The organism is Kitasatospora sp. HPM-01-4 (assembly GCF_051374625.1).
Taxonomy (GTDB): domain Bacteria; phylum Actinomycetota; class Actinomycetes; order Streptomycetales; family Streptomycetaceae; genus Kitasatospora.
In genome coordinates this window covers 6,993,724-7,008,832 of record NZ_JBPQGP010000005.1, presented here as the reverse complement: position 1 = coordinate 7,008,832, position 15,109 = coordinate 6,993,724, and the positions used below count along the sequence as shown (strand labels likewise).

At 72.4% G+C, this 15,109-nt stretch carries 13 protein-coding genes; 8 read left to right on the top strand and 5 right to left on the bottom strand.

The genetic code is table 11. The features are described 5' to 3' along the window. Positions 1-49 precede the first annotated feature (49 nt). A complete protein-coding gene (locus ACSMTC_RS30720) occupies positions 50-904 on the bottom strand; it encodes a helix-turn-helix transcriptional regulator (protein WP_436562991.1) in 855 nt (284 codons plus the stop codon). An 86-nt stretch (positions 905-990) separates the two neighbouring features. On the opposite strand from ACSMTC_RS30720, the gene ACSMTC_RS30715 reads away from it, so the two are divergent. Both ACSMTC_RS30715 and ACSMTC_RS30710 read left to right on the top strand, forming a co-directional pair. After that, positions 991-1,791 carry an SDR family NAD(P)-dependent oxidoreductase gene (locus ACSMTC_RS30715; RefSeq protein WP_436562990.1) on the top strand — a complete coding sequence of 267 codons (801 nt, stop codon included), beginning with the start codon at positions 991-993 and terminating at the stop codon, positions 1,789-1,791. Between the two features lie 173 nt (positions 1,792-1,964). Next, a complete protein-coding gene (locus tag ACSMTC_RS30710; RefSeq protein ID WP_436562989.1) occupies positions 1,965-3,386 on the top strand; it encodes a sugar porter family MFS transporter in 1,422 nt (473 codons plus the stop codon). A 193-nt stretch (positions 3,387-3,579) separates the two neighbouring features. Here the strand turns inward: ACSMTC_RS30710 and ACSMTC_RS30705 are convergent, their stop codons facing one another. Further along, positions 3,580-4,224 carry a TetR/AcrR family transcriptional regulator gene (locus ACSMTC_RS30705; protein WP_436562988.1) on the bottom strand — a complete coding sequence of 215 codons (645 nt, stop codon included), beginning with the start codon at positions 4,222-4,224 and terminating at the stop codon, positions 3,580-3,582. 296 nt (positions 4,225-4,520) lie between these two features. Here ACSMTC_RS30705 and ACSMTC_RS30700 point away from each other — a divergent pair, with 296 nt between their 5' ends. From ACSMTC_RS30700 to ACSMTC_RS30685, 4 genes are all read left to right on the top strand, one after another. Further along, a complete protein-coding gene (locus tag ACSMTC_RS30700; protein WP_436564856.1) occupies positions 4,521-5,684 on the top strand; it encodes an acyl-CoA dehydrogenase family protein in 1,164 nt (387 codons plus the stop codon). Between the two features lie 58 nt (positions 5,685-5,742). Continuing rightward, on the top strand, positions 5,743-6,930 hold the full coding sequence (locus tag ACSMTC_RS30695; protein WP_436562987.1) for a thiolase family protein: 1,188 nt from the start codon (positions 5,743-5,745) through the stop codon (positions 6,928-6,930). A 155-nt stretch (positions 6,931-7,085) separates the two neighbouring features. Beyond that, complete coding sequence (fabG, locus tag ACSMTC_RS30690) at positions 7,086-7,844, top strand: 3-oxoacyl-ACP reductase FabG (RefSeq protein ID WP_436562986.1); 759 nt, start codon at positions 7,086-7,088, stop codon at positions 7,842-7,844. A 204-nt stretch (positions 7,845-8,048) separates the two neighbouring features. Further along, positions 8,049-9,416, top strand: a complete 1,368-nt coding sequence (locus ACSMTC_RS30685; protein WP_436562985.1) for a S53 family peptidase — start codon at positions 8,049-8,051, stop codon at positions 9,414-9,416. Between the two features lie 112 nt (positions 9,417-9,528). On the opposite strand, the gene ACSMTC_RS30680 is transcribed toward ACSMTC_RS30685, so the two are convergent. Next, positions 9,529-11,547, bottom strand: coding sequence for a hypothetical protein (locus ACSMTC_RS30680; protein ID WP_436562984.1), 2,019 nt, complete (start codon positions 11,545-11,547; stop codon positions 9,529-9,531). A 444-nt stretch (positions 11,548-11,991) separates the two neighbouring features. Between ACSMTC_RS30680 and ACSMTC_RS30675 the strand changes: the two genes are divergently transcribed. Continuing rightward, on the top strand, positions 11,992-12,624 hold the full coding sequence (locus tag ACSMTC_RS30675) for a DUF4232 domain-containing protein (protein WP_436562983.1): 633 nt from the start codon (positions 11,992-11,994) through the stop codon (positions 12,622-12,624). A 134-nt stretch (positions 12,625-12,758) separates the two neighbouring features. Here ACSMTC_RS30675 and ACSMTC_RS30670 read toward each other — a convergent pair whose 3' ends face one another. Both ACSMTC_RS30670 and ACSMTC_RS30665 read right to left on the bottom strand, forming a co-directional pair. Further along, positions 12,759-13,625 (bottom strand): alpha/beta fold hydrolase, encoded by an 867-nt coding sequence (locus ACSMTC_RS30670; protein WP_436562982.1) that lies wholly within the window; start codon positions 13,623-13,625, stop codon positions 12,759-12,761. Between the two features lie 383 nt (positions 13,626-14,008). Then, the gene (locus ACSMTC_RS30665; RefSeq protein WP_436562981.1) at positions 14,009-14,491 is read right to left on the bottom strand and encodes a MarR family winged helix-turn-helix transcriptional regulator; all 483 of its coding nucleotides are present in this window, start codon (positions 14,489-14,491) and stop codon (positions 14,009-14,011) included. Between the two features lie 56 nt (positions 14,492-14,547). On the opposite strand from ACSMTC_RS30665, the gene ACSMTC_RS30660 reads away from it, so the two are divergent. Then, positions 14,548-15,000, top strand: coding sequence for an SRPBCC family protein (locus tag ACSMTC_RS30660; protein WP_436562980.1), 453 nt, complete (start codon positions 14,548-14,550; stop codon positions 14,998-15,000). Positions 15,001-15,109 lie beyond the last annotated feature (109 nt).

The following is a 15,109-nucleotide window of genomic DNA, read 5'->3' as shown; positions in this document are numbered from 1 at the left end:
CACCGCCGGCACCTCACGCCGCACGGTCGGTCAAGCACCCGGCACTCTCTCAGCCGGGCACATCGAGGCGCTGGGTGCCGATGACCGACAGCAACCGCAGCGCCTGGTCGGACGGCGAGCCGGGGGCGGCGGTGTAGAGCACCAGCCGCTGGTCCCGGTCGGTGATGTCGAGGACGTCGCAGTCGACGGTGACGGGGCCGACCAGCGGATGCCGGATGGTCTTGCACAGGGTGGGCTTGGCGCACACGTCATGGGAGGACCACAGCCGGGCGAACTCCTCACTGCCGTCGACGAGTTCGGCCACCAGCGCGGCCACCCCGGGATCGTCGGGATAGCGGGCGGCGGTGGCACGCAGGTGCCGGGCCGCGCTGCGGGCGAACTCGTCCGAGTCCGACAGCCCGTACAGACGGCACCCCCCTTCGGGGCGCGGCCCGAGGAAGGCCCGGCGGATCAGACTGCGGTCGCGCCGCGACAGGGCGGAGAAGTCCTCCAGCAGGGCGGCCGCCAGATCGTTCCAGGCGATCACCTCGTACGTCGCGGACAGCACGATCGCCGCCGTCTGCGGCAGCCGGTTCAGCAGGTCCAGGAGGCTCTGCCGCACCTCGAAGGAGGGCCCGGCCGGCGGACCCGGCGGGGCGCCGGCGAGATGGTGCAGATGGTCGCGCTCGGCATCCGACAGGCGCAGCGCGCGGGCCAGCCCGGCCAGCACCTCGCGCGAGGGCCGCGGACCGCGGGCCTGCTCCAGCCGCGTGTAGTACTCGGCGGAGATGAACGCCAGCTGCGCCACCTCCTCACGGCGCAGCCCCGGGGTACGGCGGCGCGGCCCGGCGGGCAGTCCCACCTCGGCGGGGGTGATCCGCTCGCGCCTGCTGCGCAGGAAACCGGCCAGTTGTCGTCTGTCCACACCCAAGTGTGAGCAAGAGCCCCTCCGTCCATCCAGGTACTGCCGGTACCTGGATGGCCTCCTCGACCGGCCGCAGGCTCGGTGCCATGGACAACACACCGATCGACACCGCGGCCACCCAGGTCACTTCGGGCCTGCTGGCCGGCAAGGTCGCCTTCGTCACCGGCGCCGGGCGCGGCATCGGGGCGGCCGCGGCACGGCTGTTCGCCCGGGAGGGCGCCCGGGTGCTGCTCGCGGCCCGTACCGAAGCCCAGCTGGAGGCCGTGGCCGAGGAGATCAGGGCGGCGGGCGGCACCGCCGACCACGTGGTCTGCGACCTGGCCGACGCGGCCGCGGTGCGCGCCGCGGTCGACCGTGCCGTGGAGCTGTACGGCCGGCTCGACGTCGCCTTCAACAACGGTGCGGCGATCGCGCCGCCCGGCCCGATGGACCGGACGAGGGAAGCCGACCTCGACCACGTCTACGCCGTGAACCTCAGGGGCACCTGGCAGGCGATGGCCGCCGAGGTCGCCGCCATCCGGGCCACCGCCAAAACCGGGGCCATCGTCAACACCTCCAGCGTCGGCAGCCTGACGGGCAACCCCGAACTGGCCGCGTACGCCGCCACGAAACGAGCGGTCAACAGCCTCACCGAGTCGGCCGCCGTCACCTACGGCCCGGAGGGCATCCGGGTCAACGCCATCGCGCCCGGCACCGTGCTGACCGAGATGCTGCGCGAGTGGGAGAAGTCCTCACCCGGGATCGTCGAGCAGCTCAACGCGCGGACCCCGCTGCGCCGCACGGCCGACCCCGACGAGATCGCCCAGGCGGCCGCCTGGCTGCTCAGCGACCGGTCCTCCTACGTGACCGGCACGGTACTGAGGGTCGACGGCGGAATGCTGGCCTGAACTGCGCTCCGAGGCCTGCCGGGGCCTGTTTCCAAGTCCGACCCGGGCCTGTCTGCAAGGGACATATGTTCAAGTCTTGAAAAGGCTGCGGTGATGATCAACGACCTGATGTACAAGGCTTAAACGATGTGGTTACTATTCAGCGCCTCAGCGTTGAGTACAGGAGTCAGATCGTGAGCGTCACCCAGCAGCCCGTAAGGTCCGGGGCCCAGGCCCCGGACCGGCTCGGATTCGTTGTCTTCATCACCGCGGCCGCCGCCCTCGGCGGCTTCCTGTTCGGCTACGACAGCTCAGTGATCAACGGTGCGGTCTCCGGGATCCAGGACCGGTTCGGGATCGGTAGCGGCGCCACCGGCCTGATCGTCTCCTCCGCGCTGCTGGGTTCGGCCGTCGGTGCCGCGCTGGCGGGCCGCTTCGCCGACCGCTACGGCCGCATTCGGGTCATGAAGGTGGCGGCCGTCCTGTTCGCCATCAGCGCGGTCGGCTCGATGCTGCCCTTCGCCGCCTGGGACCTGGCGTGCTGGCGGGTGCTCGGCGGTGCCGCGATCGGTATCGCCTCGGTGATCGCCCCGACCTACATCGCCGAGGTCGCGCCCACCAAGTACCGGGGCCGGCTGGCCTCCTTCCAGCAGGCCGCGATCGTGCTCGGCATCGCCATCTCGCAGCTGGTGAACTGGGTGCTGGCCGAGTCGGCCGGCGGTGACACCCGTGGCCACCTGCTCGGCCTGGAGGCCTGGCAGTGGATGCTCGGGATCTGCGTGATCCCGGCCGTGGTCTACTTCGTGCTCTCCTCGATGATCCCGGAGTCGCCGCGCTACCTGATCTCGGTCGAGCGGCTGGAGGACGCCCGCAAGGTGCTCCGCGAGGTCGAGGGTGAGGGCGTGGACACCGAGGCGCGGATCACCGAGATCCAGGGCCTGATCGCCTCCGACCACCGACCGCGCTTCAAGGACCTGCTCAGCGGCCGCTTCGGCCTGCTCCCGATCGTCTGGGTCGGCATCGGCCTCTCGGTCTTCCAGCAGCTGGTCGGCATCAACGTGATCTTCTACTACTCGTCGATCCTCTGGCAGTCGGTGGGCATCGACCAGAGCAGCTCGCTGCTGATCAGCTTCTCCAGCTCGATCATCAACATCGTCGGCACCGTGATCGCGATCCTGCTGGTCGACCGGATCGGCCGCAAGCCGCTGGCGATCATCGGCTCGGTCGGCATGGCCCTCTCGCTGGGCGCGGCCTCCTGGGCGTTCAGCTCGGCCACCGGCAGCGGCGACAACGTCAGGATCCCGGACCTCCAGGGCACGGTGGCCCTGGTCGCCGCCAACGCCTTCGTGCTCTTCTTCGCCCTGTCCTGGGGCGTGGTGGTCTGGGTGATGCTCGGCGAGATGTTCCCGAACCGGATCCGCGCCGCCGCCCTCTCGGTCGCCGCCTCGGCCCAGTGGGTCGCCAACTGGGCGATCACGGTGTCGTTCCCGTCGATGTCCCGCTGGAACCTCTCGGCGACGTACGCGATCTACGCGGCCTTCGCGGCGCTGTCGATCATCTTCGTGGCCCGTTTCATGAAGGAGACCAAGGGCGTCCGCCTGGAGGAGATGGGCTGACCCCCACCCTCCCGCACACCGGGGCCCCGCACCTGACGGCGTCAGGCGCGGGGCCCTCGTGCGTCCCGTCGGGCCGCGCCCTGCCACGGGAACCGCCCGCGGCACACCGGGGTGCTCCACCGACGGCCCCGGCCAGAGCGGTGCGTCACCGCGCCGGGGGACGGCCGGTCGGCCCGCCTTCCGGCAGCACGGCTCAGTCCCGCCGCCCCGGGCCGGGGAATCTGAGGGCCAGCCCGTCGAGGAGGGCCTCCAGACCGGTCTCGAAGGCGCCGTCGTCGATGGCGCGACGCCTTTCGGCGAGCAGGTGGGCCTCGCCGAGGTGGGGGTACTCGGTGGCGTAGAGCCGGGCGTCCTCGGGGAAGCCGGCGGCGAAGGAGGCCAGCGCCGAGCCGGTGATGAAGTAGCGCATCAGCGCGCCGATCCGGGTCGCCTGCCCGCGCGGCCAGCCGGCGTCCACCAGGCAGCCGAAGACGGCATCGGCGAGCCGCAGCGCGTTGGGGCGGCGGCCCGGGCCCTGGGCGAGGACCGGGACGATGTTGGGGTGAGCGGAGAGGGCCGCCCGGTAGGAGCGGGCCCAGTCCCGCAGGGCGCTGCGCCAGTCCGCACCGCTCCCCTCCCCGAACATGCCGAGGTCGACCTCGCCCATCACGCTGTCCACCACGGCGTCGAGCAGCTCGTCTTTGGTGGCGAAGTGGTTGTAGAGCGAGGGCCCGCTCACCGAGAGCCCGGCGGCCAGCCGGCGGGTGGAGAGCGCCTCCAGGCCCTCAGCGTCGACGAGTGCGAGAGCGGCCGTGACGATGCGGTCGCGACTGAGCAGCGGGGTGCGCGGGCGCGCCATCATCGCCTCCTCGGCGGCATGCCGGATGTTCGCCGGCCATTGTCTCAGCCCGCTTCTCCGCCCTGAGCCGCCGGGGCGAGAGCGCCCGGAGGTGAGCGGGCGAGCGCCCCGCCCCGAGCCGAGGGGGTCCCCCGGCCGAAGGCTGGGGGCAGCCCCCCGGTGCCGAAAGGGCGAGTAACAGCACCTCTTCCCAGATCCGGGTCCGGCGGGCTACAGTCCAATAAAACTTGCACCGCTAGTTTATTGGCCCCGGCCCTTGGGACAAGGTGCCGGACCGGGACGAGGGGGCCGCCGCGATGAACCTGGAGCTCTCCGAGGAGCAGGCCGCCGTACGCGAGCTGGCCGCCGAGTTCACCGACCGCGAGGTCGTGCCGTACGCCGCCGACTGGGACCGGGCCGAGTCGGTGGACCGGGCGATCGTCGGCAAGCTGGCCGAGGTCGGCTTCCTCGGGCTGACCATCCCCGAGGAGTACGGCGGCAGCGGCGGCGACCACCTGGCGTACTGCCTGGTGCTGGAGGAGCTGGGCCGGGGCGACTCGGCGGTGCGCGGGATCGTCTCGGTGTCACTGGGGCTGGTGGGCAAGTCCGTCAACGGCTTCGGCACCGAGGAGCAGAAGCGGCACTGGCTGCCGAGGCTGACCTCGGGCGAGGCGCTGGGCTGCTTCGCGCTGACCGAGCCGGGCACCGGTTCGGACGCCGCCAACCTCACCACCCGGGCGGTCCAGGACGGTGACCACTGGCTGATCACCGGCACCAAGACGTTCATCACCAACGGGACCTGGGCCGAGGTGGCACTGGTCTTCGCCCGCACCGGCGGCAGCGACCCCGACCGGCAGGGCCATCGCGGCATCACCGCCTTCCTGGTCCCCACCGACCTGCCGGGCTTCGGCCGCCGGGAGATCCACGGCAAGCTGGGCCTGCGCGGCCAGGCCACCGCCGAGCTGTCCCTGGACGGCGTACGGGTCCCGGACAGCGCCCGGCTCGGCCCGGAGGGCAAGGGGTTCACGGTGGCGATGGCCGCGCTGGCCAAGGGCCGGATGTCGGTCGCGGCCGGCTGCGTCGGTATCGCCCGGGCCTGCCTGGACGCGGCGGTGAAGTACGCCGGGGAGCGCGAGCAGTTCGGCAGGCCCATCGCCTCCCGCCAGCTGGTGCAGGAGCTGCTCGCGGACATCTCGGTCGACATCGAGGCGGCCCGGCTGCTGACCTGGCGGGTGGCCGACCACATCGAGCGCGGCCTGCCGTTCGCCACCGAGTCCTCCACCGCCAAGCTCTACGCGAGCGAGGCGGCGGTCCGGGCCGCCAACAACGCCCTGCAGGTCTTCGGCGGCTACGGTTTCATCGACGAGTACCCCGTCGGCAAGTACCTGCGCGACGCGCGGGTGATGACCCTCTACGAGGGCACCAGCCAGATCCACAAGCTGCTCATCGGACGTGCCCTGACCGGCATCAACGCGTTCTGATCCGACCGGCCCGGCACCCGGTCCCGGTCCGACAGGCAGATTCAGCAGAGGAGAGGAAATGCGTCCCGTCTACTTCGCCGCCGCCCGCCGCACCCCGATCGGACGACTGCGCGGCGCGCTGTCCACCGTACGCCCGGACGACCTCTCCGCGGCCGTACTGCGCGGACTGCTGGACCAGGTACCGCAGTTGGACCCGGCCAGGATCGACGACGTCTACTGGGGCGCCGCCAACCAGGCCGGCGAGGACAACCGCAACATCGCCCGGATGGCCGTCCTGCTCGCCGGGCTGCCCGAGAGCGTGCCCGGCGCCACGCTCAACCGGCTCTGCGCCTCGGGCATGGAGGCGGTCACCGCGGCGGCCCGGGCGATCGGCTGCGGCGAGGCCGAGATCGTGATCGCGGGCGGCTGCGAGTCGATGACCCGCGCGCCCTTCGTCCTCGCCCGGCCGGACGAGGCGCTGCCGCAGCGGATGGAGACCTTCGACACCCGGCTCGGCTGGCGGTTCGTCAACCCCCGGATGCCGGAGCTGCACGACATGCTCTCGATGGGCGAGACCGCCGAGGAGGTCGCGGCCCGGTACGGCGTCACCAGGGAGCAGCAGGACGAGTTCGCGCTGCGCAGCCACCAGAGGGCGGCGCTCGCCTGCAAGGACGGGCACTTCGACGCCGAACTCCTGCCCGTGGTACGCCCGGACGGGGTGACGGTCGGCCAGGACGAGGGCATCAGGGAGGACACCTCCCTGGAAAAGCTGGCCCGCCTGAAGCCGGTCTTCCGGAAGGGCGGCACGGTGACCGCGGGCAACGCCTCGCCGATGAACGACGGTGCGGCCGGGCTGCTGCTGGTGAGCGAAGAGGTGCTGCGGGAGCTGGAGTTGGAGCCGCTCGGCCGCTACGTCGGCGGGGCCTCGGCCGGGGTGCACCCCGATGTGATGGGGATCGGCCCGGTGCCGGCCACCCGCAAGCTGCTCGGCCGGGTCGGCTGGCAGGTGGCGGACATCGAGGAGGCCGAGTTCAACGAGGCGTTCGCGGCCCAGGCGCTGGCCTGCATAGGGGAGTTGGGCTTCGACCCGGAGCTGGTGAACCCCACCGGCGGCGCGATCGCACTCGGGCACCCGCTGGGCAGCTCCGGAGCACGCATCCTCACCACCCTGCTGCACCGGATGCGGCGTACCGGGGCCCGGCGCGGACTGGCCACCATGTGCGTGGGCGTGGGGCAGGGCAGCGCGGTGGTGGTCGAGCGCGACTAGCGCCCCTCGGGCGGCACGAGTGCGGGCAGGGCGGACCGGCAACAGGCGCGTGCGCGAAGCCCGTTGCCGGTCCGCCCTAGTGAGATCAGTACGAGCCGGGTGTGCGGCTCCCCGCCCCCGGTGTACCCATCCCATCCGAAGGAGAGCAGAGGGCAATGGCACGTTTCGCAGGCAAGGTCGCCGTGGTCACCGGCGCCGCGCAGGGGATCGGCGCGGCGACCGCGCTGCGGCTGGCCGAGGAGGGGGCGGCGGTCGCCGTGGTGGACCTGACGGCCGAGCGGGCGCAGGGCACCGTGGAGGCGATCACCGCCAAGGGCGGCACGGCGCGCGCGTACGGCTGCGACGTCTCGGACTACGACGCGGTGGAGGCGGTGTTCGCCGCCGCGGCCGAGGAACTCGGCGGGATCCACATCCTGGTCAACAACGCCGGGATCACCCGGGACAACCTCTTCTTCAAGATGCCCAAGGCGGACTGGGACGCCGTCCTGTCGGTCAACCTGACCAGCGCCTACAACTGCAGCCATGTGGCGCAGAAGTACATGGTGAAGCAGCGGTACGGCAAGATCGTCTCACTCAGCTCGCGCTCCGCGCTCGGCAACCGGGGCCAGGCCAACTACGCCGCCGCCAAGGCGGGGATCCAGGGGCTGACGGCGACGCTGGCCATCGAGCTCGGCCCGTTCAACGTCAATGTCAACGCGGTCGCCCCCGGGTACATCGCCACCTCGATGACCGCCGCCACCGCCGAGCGGGTCGGTGCCACGCCCGAGTCGCACCAGGCCGAGGTCGCCGATCGCACCCCGCTGCGCCGGGTCGGCCAGCCGGAGGAGATCGCCGCCGTGGTGGCCTTCCTGGCGAGCGAGGACGCCAGTTACGTCAGCGGCCAGACCCTGTACGTGAACGGTGGAGCACGCTGAAACAGGTGACCGGCTGTCCGTCAGTCGGCCGATCCTGACGCGTCGCTACCGGGACCGGGGACGGCCGCTACCTATCCAGGTGGCCGGTAGGGGCCGTCCGGCCCCTCCGAACCGGCCGTGGCCCGGCCGCTCCCGGACCGGGGAGACGACTGGGCCGACCGTCCACAGTCGGATACCGTCGAACCGTCGTTCCGAAGGAGTCCCATGGGTGCCTTTCCGGCCGGCCGCCGTCCCCGCCACTCCGTCGTGGTGCGTGCCCTGGCCCTGTTCGCGGCCGGGGCCGCCGCACTGACCACCGGCGTCGCCGGCGGTGGCCGTGCCGCCACCGCCCCGGCCGGGGTGCACGTCCGGCCGGCCTCGACCGGGCGCATCAGCCTCACGGGCCTGGGCGCGCCGACGGCGACCTCGGCCTGCGTCAGCAAGACCGGCCTGCGCTGCTACTCGCCGCTCCAGTACCGCACCGCGTACCACCTGGGCCCGCTCTACCGGGAGGGCATCACCGGCAAGGGCCGGACCATCGTGATCGTGGACTCCTTCGGCTCACCGACCGTCCAGCACGACCTGGAGGCGTTCGACAAGCAGTGGGGCCTCCCCGACACCCGGGTCGAGGTGGTGAAGTGGGGGAACGTGCCGCCGTTCGACCCCGCGAACCGGGACCACCTCGCCTGGGCCGGTGAGACCACCCTGGACGTCCAGTACGCCCACGCGATCGCCCCCGACGCGCACATCCTGCTGGTGGAGACCCCGGTGGCGGAGACCGAGGGGATGACCGGCCTGCCCGAGATGATGGACGCCGAGAAGGCACTGATCGACTCCGGCCGGGCCGACGTGATCTCGCAGAGCTTCAGCGCCACCGAGAACACCTTCCCCGGCTTCGACAAGGGCGACTTCGGCTCGCTCACCGGGCTGCGGTACGCCTTCCGGGCCGCCGCCGAGCACAACGTCACGGTGCTCGCCGCCTCCGGTGACAACGGCGCCACCGACTCCACCGACACCAGCGGGCTCTATCCGTACCGGGTGAACTCCTGGCCGTCCTCCGACCCGCTGGTCACCTCGGTCGGCGGGACCCAGCTCACCCTGGACGACAGCGGCGACCGCACCGCGCCCGACCGGGTCTGGCACGACAAGTACGGCGCGAGCGGCGGCGGCGTCTCGGCCGTCTTCCCGCGCCCCTCGTACCAGGCCAAGGTCGCCAAGGTCACCGGCGGCCACCGCGGCACGCCCGACATCAGCATGAGCGCGGCCGTGGACGGCGCCGCCTGGACGTACGAGTCCTACGACCCCACCCAGGTCGGCTGGCACCTCACCGGCGGCACCAGCGAGGCCACCCCGATCTTCGCCGGAATCGTCGCACTCGCCGACCAGCTGGCCGGCCACCGCCTCGGACAGCTCAACCCGCGCCTGTACGCGCTCGGCCGGCTGCCCGCCGAGGCGAGCGGCATCACCGATGTCACGGTCGGCGACAACTCCTGGGGCGGTGTCAGCGGCTACTCGGCCAGGCCCGGCTACAACCTCGCGAGCGGGCTCGGCACCATCGACGGGGCTCGCTTCGTACACGCCCTCGCCGGGTAGTGACGGGTCCGGCCTCGTCGGCACGGCCGACGGCCCATCGGTCGTCGATGGGCCGCCGGCCGGTCGATCAGCCCGTCGATCGGTCGGCCCTTCGATCAGCCCGTCGGTCGGTCTACAGCTGGGTCTCGATCTCCGCGGTCACCAGCTGCTTGAGGTAGCGCTCGGCCGCGCGCAGCTTGCGGCCGTCCGGGCCGGGGAGGTAGGCGCGGAGTTCGATGATCTCCGGTGCCACCCTGATCGCCTCGGTCTTGTCCTTGATCGAGCGCCAGCAGGCCTCCGCGTTGGTGGCCGCCCGCTGGGTCTCCGGATGCTCGGCGCCCTCGGAGCGGAACAGTGCCAGGGCGACCTCGCGGTACAGCTCGGCGGCCTGCTCCAGACGGCCCGCAAGTCTCAGTACGTGGGCACGGACCTGGCGGACCTGGAGCACGGCCGGTCCGCCGGGGCCATGTGTGGAGACCGCCTGCTGCTCCAGTTCCAGCGCCAGCTCCATCGCCTGCTCGTGCTCGCCCGCGTCGGCGCTGCGGACGATCCGGCCGATCGCCTCACGGTAGGCGGCGAGCGGGTCCGCCTCGGGGGCGGGCTCCGTCTCGGGGGCGGGCTCCGTCTCGGGGGCGGGATCGGGCGCGGGGGCGGGATCGGGCGCGGGCTCCGTCTCGGGGGCCACCGACGGCTCGGGAGCCGACACCTCGGCAACCGGGGACTCGGAGACCGACGGCTCGAAGGCCAACGACTCAGAGACCGACAGCTCGGAGACCGACGGCTCGAAGGCCAAGGGCTCGGGGGCCAACGACTCAGGGGCCAACGGCTCGACAGCCGGAGGCTCCGGCTGCGAGGCCCCGGCGGCCTCGGCCGGCTTCTTGGCCAGGCGCACCCGAGCGGCGGGTGCCTTGGACTCGGCCGGCCGCCCTCCCGTCTGCGTCATCAGGCCGGGCCTCGGCTCCGGCTGCTCCACGACGGGAGCCGGGACCGCCTTGGCCAGGCTCACCGCGGGCACTCCCGTCTCGGCGGGCGCGGTGCCGGGAACCGGCTGCGTCGCCTTCCGCAGTGAGACCGGCCGCACCGGACGCGGCGGCGTCGGAGGCACACCCGGCTTGCGCAGCGAGACCGGTCCGCGCGAGGCCGGTGTCGGCTCCGGCGTCCGGGCAGCCGTGCCCTTGTCCAGGCGCACCCGGTCCGCCGCCTTGCGCTGCCGCGCCACTCGCACGGGCGGCTTCGGCATCACGGCCGCCGGGAGCCGTCCGTCGCGCGGCCGGGGCTCCGCCTCGCCCAGCTGGCGGGCGGTGTTGCGGAACAGCGGCCGGTCGGCGGGGTGCGCGGTATGGATGATCACGTCGGGGCGCAGTACCGAGTGCACCTGCTGGCGCAGCTGCTCCGGTGTCAGGACGGGCTCGGCGCCCGGGCGGCCACCGTGCAGCGCCTCTATCAGCGCGCGGGTGAAGGTGCCGATCTGCTCCGGGTCCGGGGCGACGACCGCCCAGAGCGGCACGCCGTCCGTCAGCGGGGAGATGGTGCTCTGGAGCTGCGGCCAGACGGCCTGGTCGGCGCTCAGGTCGGCGATCACCAGGGTGTCCCACTCGGCCGGGCGGTGCTGCAGCTCGGCCGCGACGGCTGCCCAGGGCAGCCCGTCCTGGCGGATCGATCCCGCCTTGGAGTCACGCAGCGTCAGGTAGAGCTGGCCACCGCGCCGGTCGGCGATCAGGTGGCCGCCGAGGTGGACGATCAGCGGTCCGGCGTGCCGGGCGGCGGCCCGCAGGTGGGCCAGGACGCTCTGCGGGTCGCTGGCACCGGGCAGGTGGACGGCGTCCACGGCGTCGGCCGCCAGCAGGATCGAGGGCGAGACACCGGCCAGCATCGCCGAGAGCACCGGTGCCTGTGCCGAGCCGCTGCGCCCCAGCAGACGGCGGCCTGATCCGCCGTAACCGCCCTCGACCACCAGGATCCGGCCGCGCGGTCCACCGCCTAGCCCCGGGCTCGCGCCCACCGTCACGGGTGCGGCGGTCGGCTGCTGGAGCCGGATCGCGGGCATCATCCCGGTCCAGCCGGTGGAGGGCATCGGCCCGTCCATGGCGTCGGGAACCGGCGGCAGCACGGCGGTGCGCTCGGCCGCAGGGCTGGGCGGGGTGCTCGGCATCGGCGGCGGGGTCGGCGGGACGGGCGGCATCGGCGGGGCGCTCGGCACGGCCGGCGGGGCCGGCGGGTACGGGGGCAGCGGAGCCGTATCGTCTGCGCCGGGGGGCTGGTCGCCGCTCCCGGAGGTCGATGTGAGGTCAGCCACCGCCGGTCTCCCGCCCCGCCCCACGCCATTCACGCGGGCCTGTCTCTCCTACCGTGGTGCTCTTCACCACGCGCGATCCGCAACCTTACGGTGCGATCCCTCGGACGAGCCAGGCCGGGCCCTCGGAGGTGCCGCTTCCGGGCGGCCGGATCGTGTGCGCTTTCGGACGTACCGTACGTCAGATCGGTTGGGCCGGGGGCCGAATCCGATCCGCGGTGACCGGCACGCGATGGCGTGCCGATGCGGTCCGTATCACCGAAAAGGCAAAGACTCGGTCAAGAACTGTGACACGATGGGCAGATGCAGACGACATCCGTCGGGAACCGTCGCACATCCCTCATCGCCGCATGCCTGCTGCTCTCGGTGGGCGGCCTGCTCACCGGCTGCGGCACCAGGTCGGCCGCCGCGACCGGGGCGTACGCGGCCGCGCCCGTCGCACCGTCTCCCGTCGCACCGTCTTCCATGGCGGTGGCCGCGTACGGCACGGGTGACGACACCTCCGGGGAATGCCCGGCCGACGGGGTCGTCCTCCGGGCCGGGGAGGCCAACGCGGCGCTGGGACTGCGCGTCCTGACGGTCGAGTTGACCGACTGCGGCACCGAGCCCTACACCCTGGACGGCTACCCGACGGTCCGGCTGCTGGACCGGGAGCAGCAGCCGCTCGACCTCACGGTCGGCCATGGCGCCGCCCCCATCACCGTCATCGAGGGCTTCGACGCCGGTCCCGTGCCGCTGACCCTGCGGCCCGGCGAGAGCGCCCAGTTCGGGGTGGTCTGGCGGAACACCGTGGACGCCTCCGACGAAGCCCCGGTCAACGGTGGCTACCTGGAGATCGTCCCGCGCCCCGGGGCGCGGGCGCACCGCGTGCCGGCCCTGCTCGACCTCGGCACCACCGGGAGGCTGGGGATCAGCGCCTGGTCCGGTCTCCCGTAGCAGCCGCCCGGCTGCGGATCCGACGGGTCCGCAGCCGCCCCGGTCGCCGTGTGGCCCGGTTCCGCCATGGGGCCCGCAGGTGCCGGCGGTCATCGGCCGTGGGCCGCCGCGCTGGGCCGGCAGCGACGCCCGGTTCAGTCAGGCAGGCTCAGGATCGCGTCGGCGAAGGCCTCCGGTGCCTCCTGCGGAACGTTGTGACCCACCCCGGGCAGGGTCCGGACCTCGCACGGGCCGGTGAAGTGCTCGGTGCCGCCCTGGTCGGCGGGCGCGATCACTCCGTTGGCGCCGCTCACCAGCACGACCGTGGGAACCTCGATCGGCGGCCGGGCGGCGAGCAGGTCCTCCAGGGCCCGGTAGCGCGGATCGCCCTCCACCAGGCCGTACCGGTGCCGGTAGGAGTGGATCGCCACCTCGACGAAGTCCGGGTTGTGCAGGCTCTTCGCCGAGGCGGCGAACGCCTCCTCGGCCTCCGGCCAGGTCGGCGACCACAGTCGCCAGAGCAGTTTGCACAGCTCCTCGCGGTTCTGCTCCAGACCCCTGCGTCCGCGCTCCGAGTGGAAGTAGTACTGGTACCAGAAGTTGCGCTCCGCCTCCGGCGTGGCGGGCTCCGTCGAGCGCGCGATGTCCTGGATGGCGTAGCCTCCCGCCGTGACCAGGCCCTGGACGCGCTCCGGCCAGGCGGCCGCGGCGACGCAGGCCGCGCGTCCGCCCCAGTCGTAGCCCGCGACCACCGCCCGCTCGATCCCCAGCGCGTCCATGAAGTCCATCAGATCCTGGCCGAGCGCCGCCTGCTGGCCGCTGCGCACGGTCTCCTCGTGCCGGAACCTCGTCGGCCCGTAGCCCCGCAGGTAGGGCACCAGCACGAGCCTCCCGCGGGCGGCGAGCCTGGCCGCGACTTGGTCGAACGCCCGGACGTCGTAGGGAAATCCGTGCAGAAGGATCACGGGCACGCCCGATTCCCGGCCGCGCTCGCCGGTCTGCTCGTATGCGATCTCGAGCACCGGTGTCGTCACTCGGTCCCGCGCGCGGAAACTCGTACTCACCCGTCCATGCTTTCACGCCTTCCGGCGGCCCGGACGGTACCGGGTTCCCTCGCTATAGGTGGCAATGCGTGCGCAGGAACGGCCCAGCAGCAATGCGCCCGGCCACCCGACCATTCCTGCCGAACTCCCTTATTTCGTCGCAGAGGTAAGCGTGACGAGGGAGATCGCCCTCATGCCCTGCACTGGAGTTCTCTACGCGCTCGATCTACGGGCGTCTTCGACGGTCCGCACCCGGGTCCTGACCGGTTTGTCAGCCGGATGGGCGCGGCGGGCCCTGACGGCGGTCCTGACGGCGATCTGTGCGTCGAGATCCCCTGGGTGCCGCCGCGCCATCCGATGGGTCAGGGCAGCTCGGATTCGAGGCGGCGCTGCAGTTCAACGAGGGTCTCGCGTGCGAGGTCGAGCCTTTCCGGATCGAGACCTTCGGTGGTGCGCAGGGCAAGCTGGGTGTAGGCCGCCTGCATCCTGTGCAGTGCGGCGCGGCCGGTCGGGGTGACCTCGAGCAGCTTGGCCCGCTGGTGCGCGGGATTGGGTCGATAGCAGGCGAGTTCGTCCTCGACGAGCAGGTCCGCGACGCGCTGGACTCCCTGGCGCGTGTGGCCGAGCCGCCCGGCGATGACCCCGATCGGGGCGGCTTCGTGTTCGACCTCGGCGAGGACCTGCCAGCGCGCCAGGCTCTGGCCGGTCGGCCGGGCGATGCCGTTGCCGATCGCCTCGACGACGTCGGCGAGTCTGCCGACCTGGTCGATCAGTGCACTGTAGGCAGCACAGGCCCGGCCGCCGTCCTTGACAGCATGTTGTCGTGTCGCTACCTTCTCGGGCATGGCAACATGTTGTCATGTTGCGCTTCGGGCCGCAATGAGCGAATGAGGAGAACCGCATGCCCTCCGTACGCCACCCCCTCTTAATCTCACGCAGCATCGTCATCGCCGCACTGCCCTCGGCGGTGTTCTCGGTGCTCGCCGATCCGCACCGCCACGCCGACTTCGACGGCTCGGGCACCGTGAAGAACGCGGTCTCGGGACCCGACCGCCTGGGCCTGGGCGACACGTTCAAAACAGCCATGAAACTGTTCGGTGTGCGCTACCAAATCGTGAACACGGTGGTTGAGTTCGAGGCGGACCGGCGCATCGCGTGGTGCCACCCCGGCAAGCACCGCTGGCGCTACGAACTCGAAGCGGTCGACGGCGCCACACGGGTCGTCGAGACCTGCGACTTCTCCACCTCGCCGGTGCGCGGGCTGCTCCTGCGCACACCGTGGCCCCGCTGGAACGCCGAGGGCATCGAGAAGACCCTGCCGCGGCTCAAGGCTCTGGTCGAGAACGGCGCCTGAACCGACCAGCCGGGACGGTCCGCCCCACCTGTCGCGGCCGGCCGCAGCCGACCACATCACCGTACGGTCACCCCGGGTACTCGGACTGCCGGAACCATCGCACCACGGG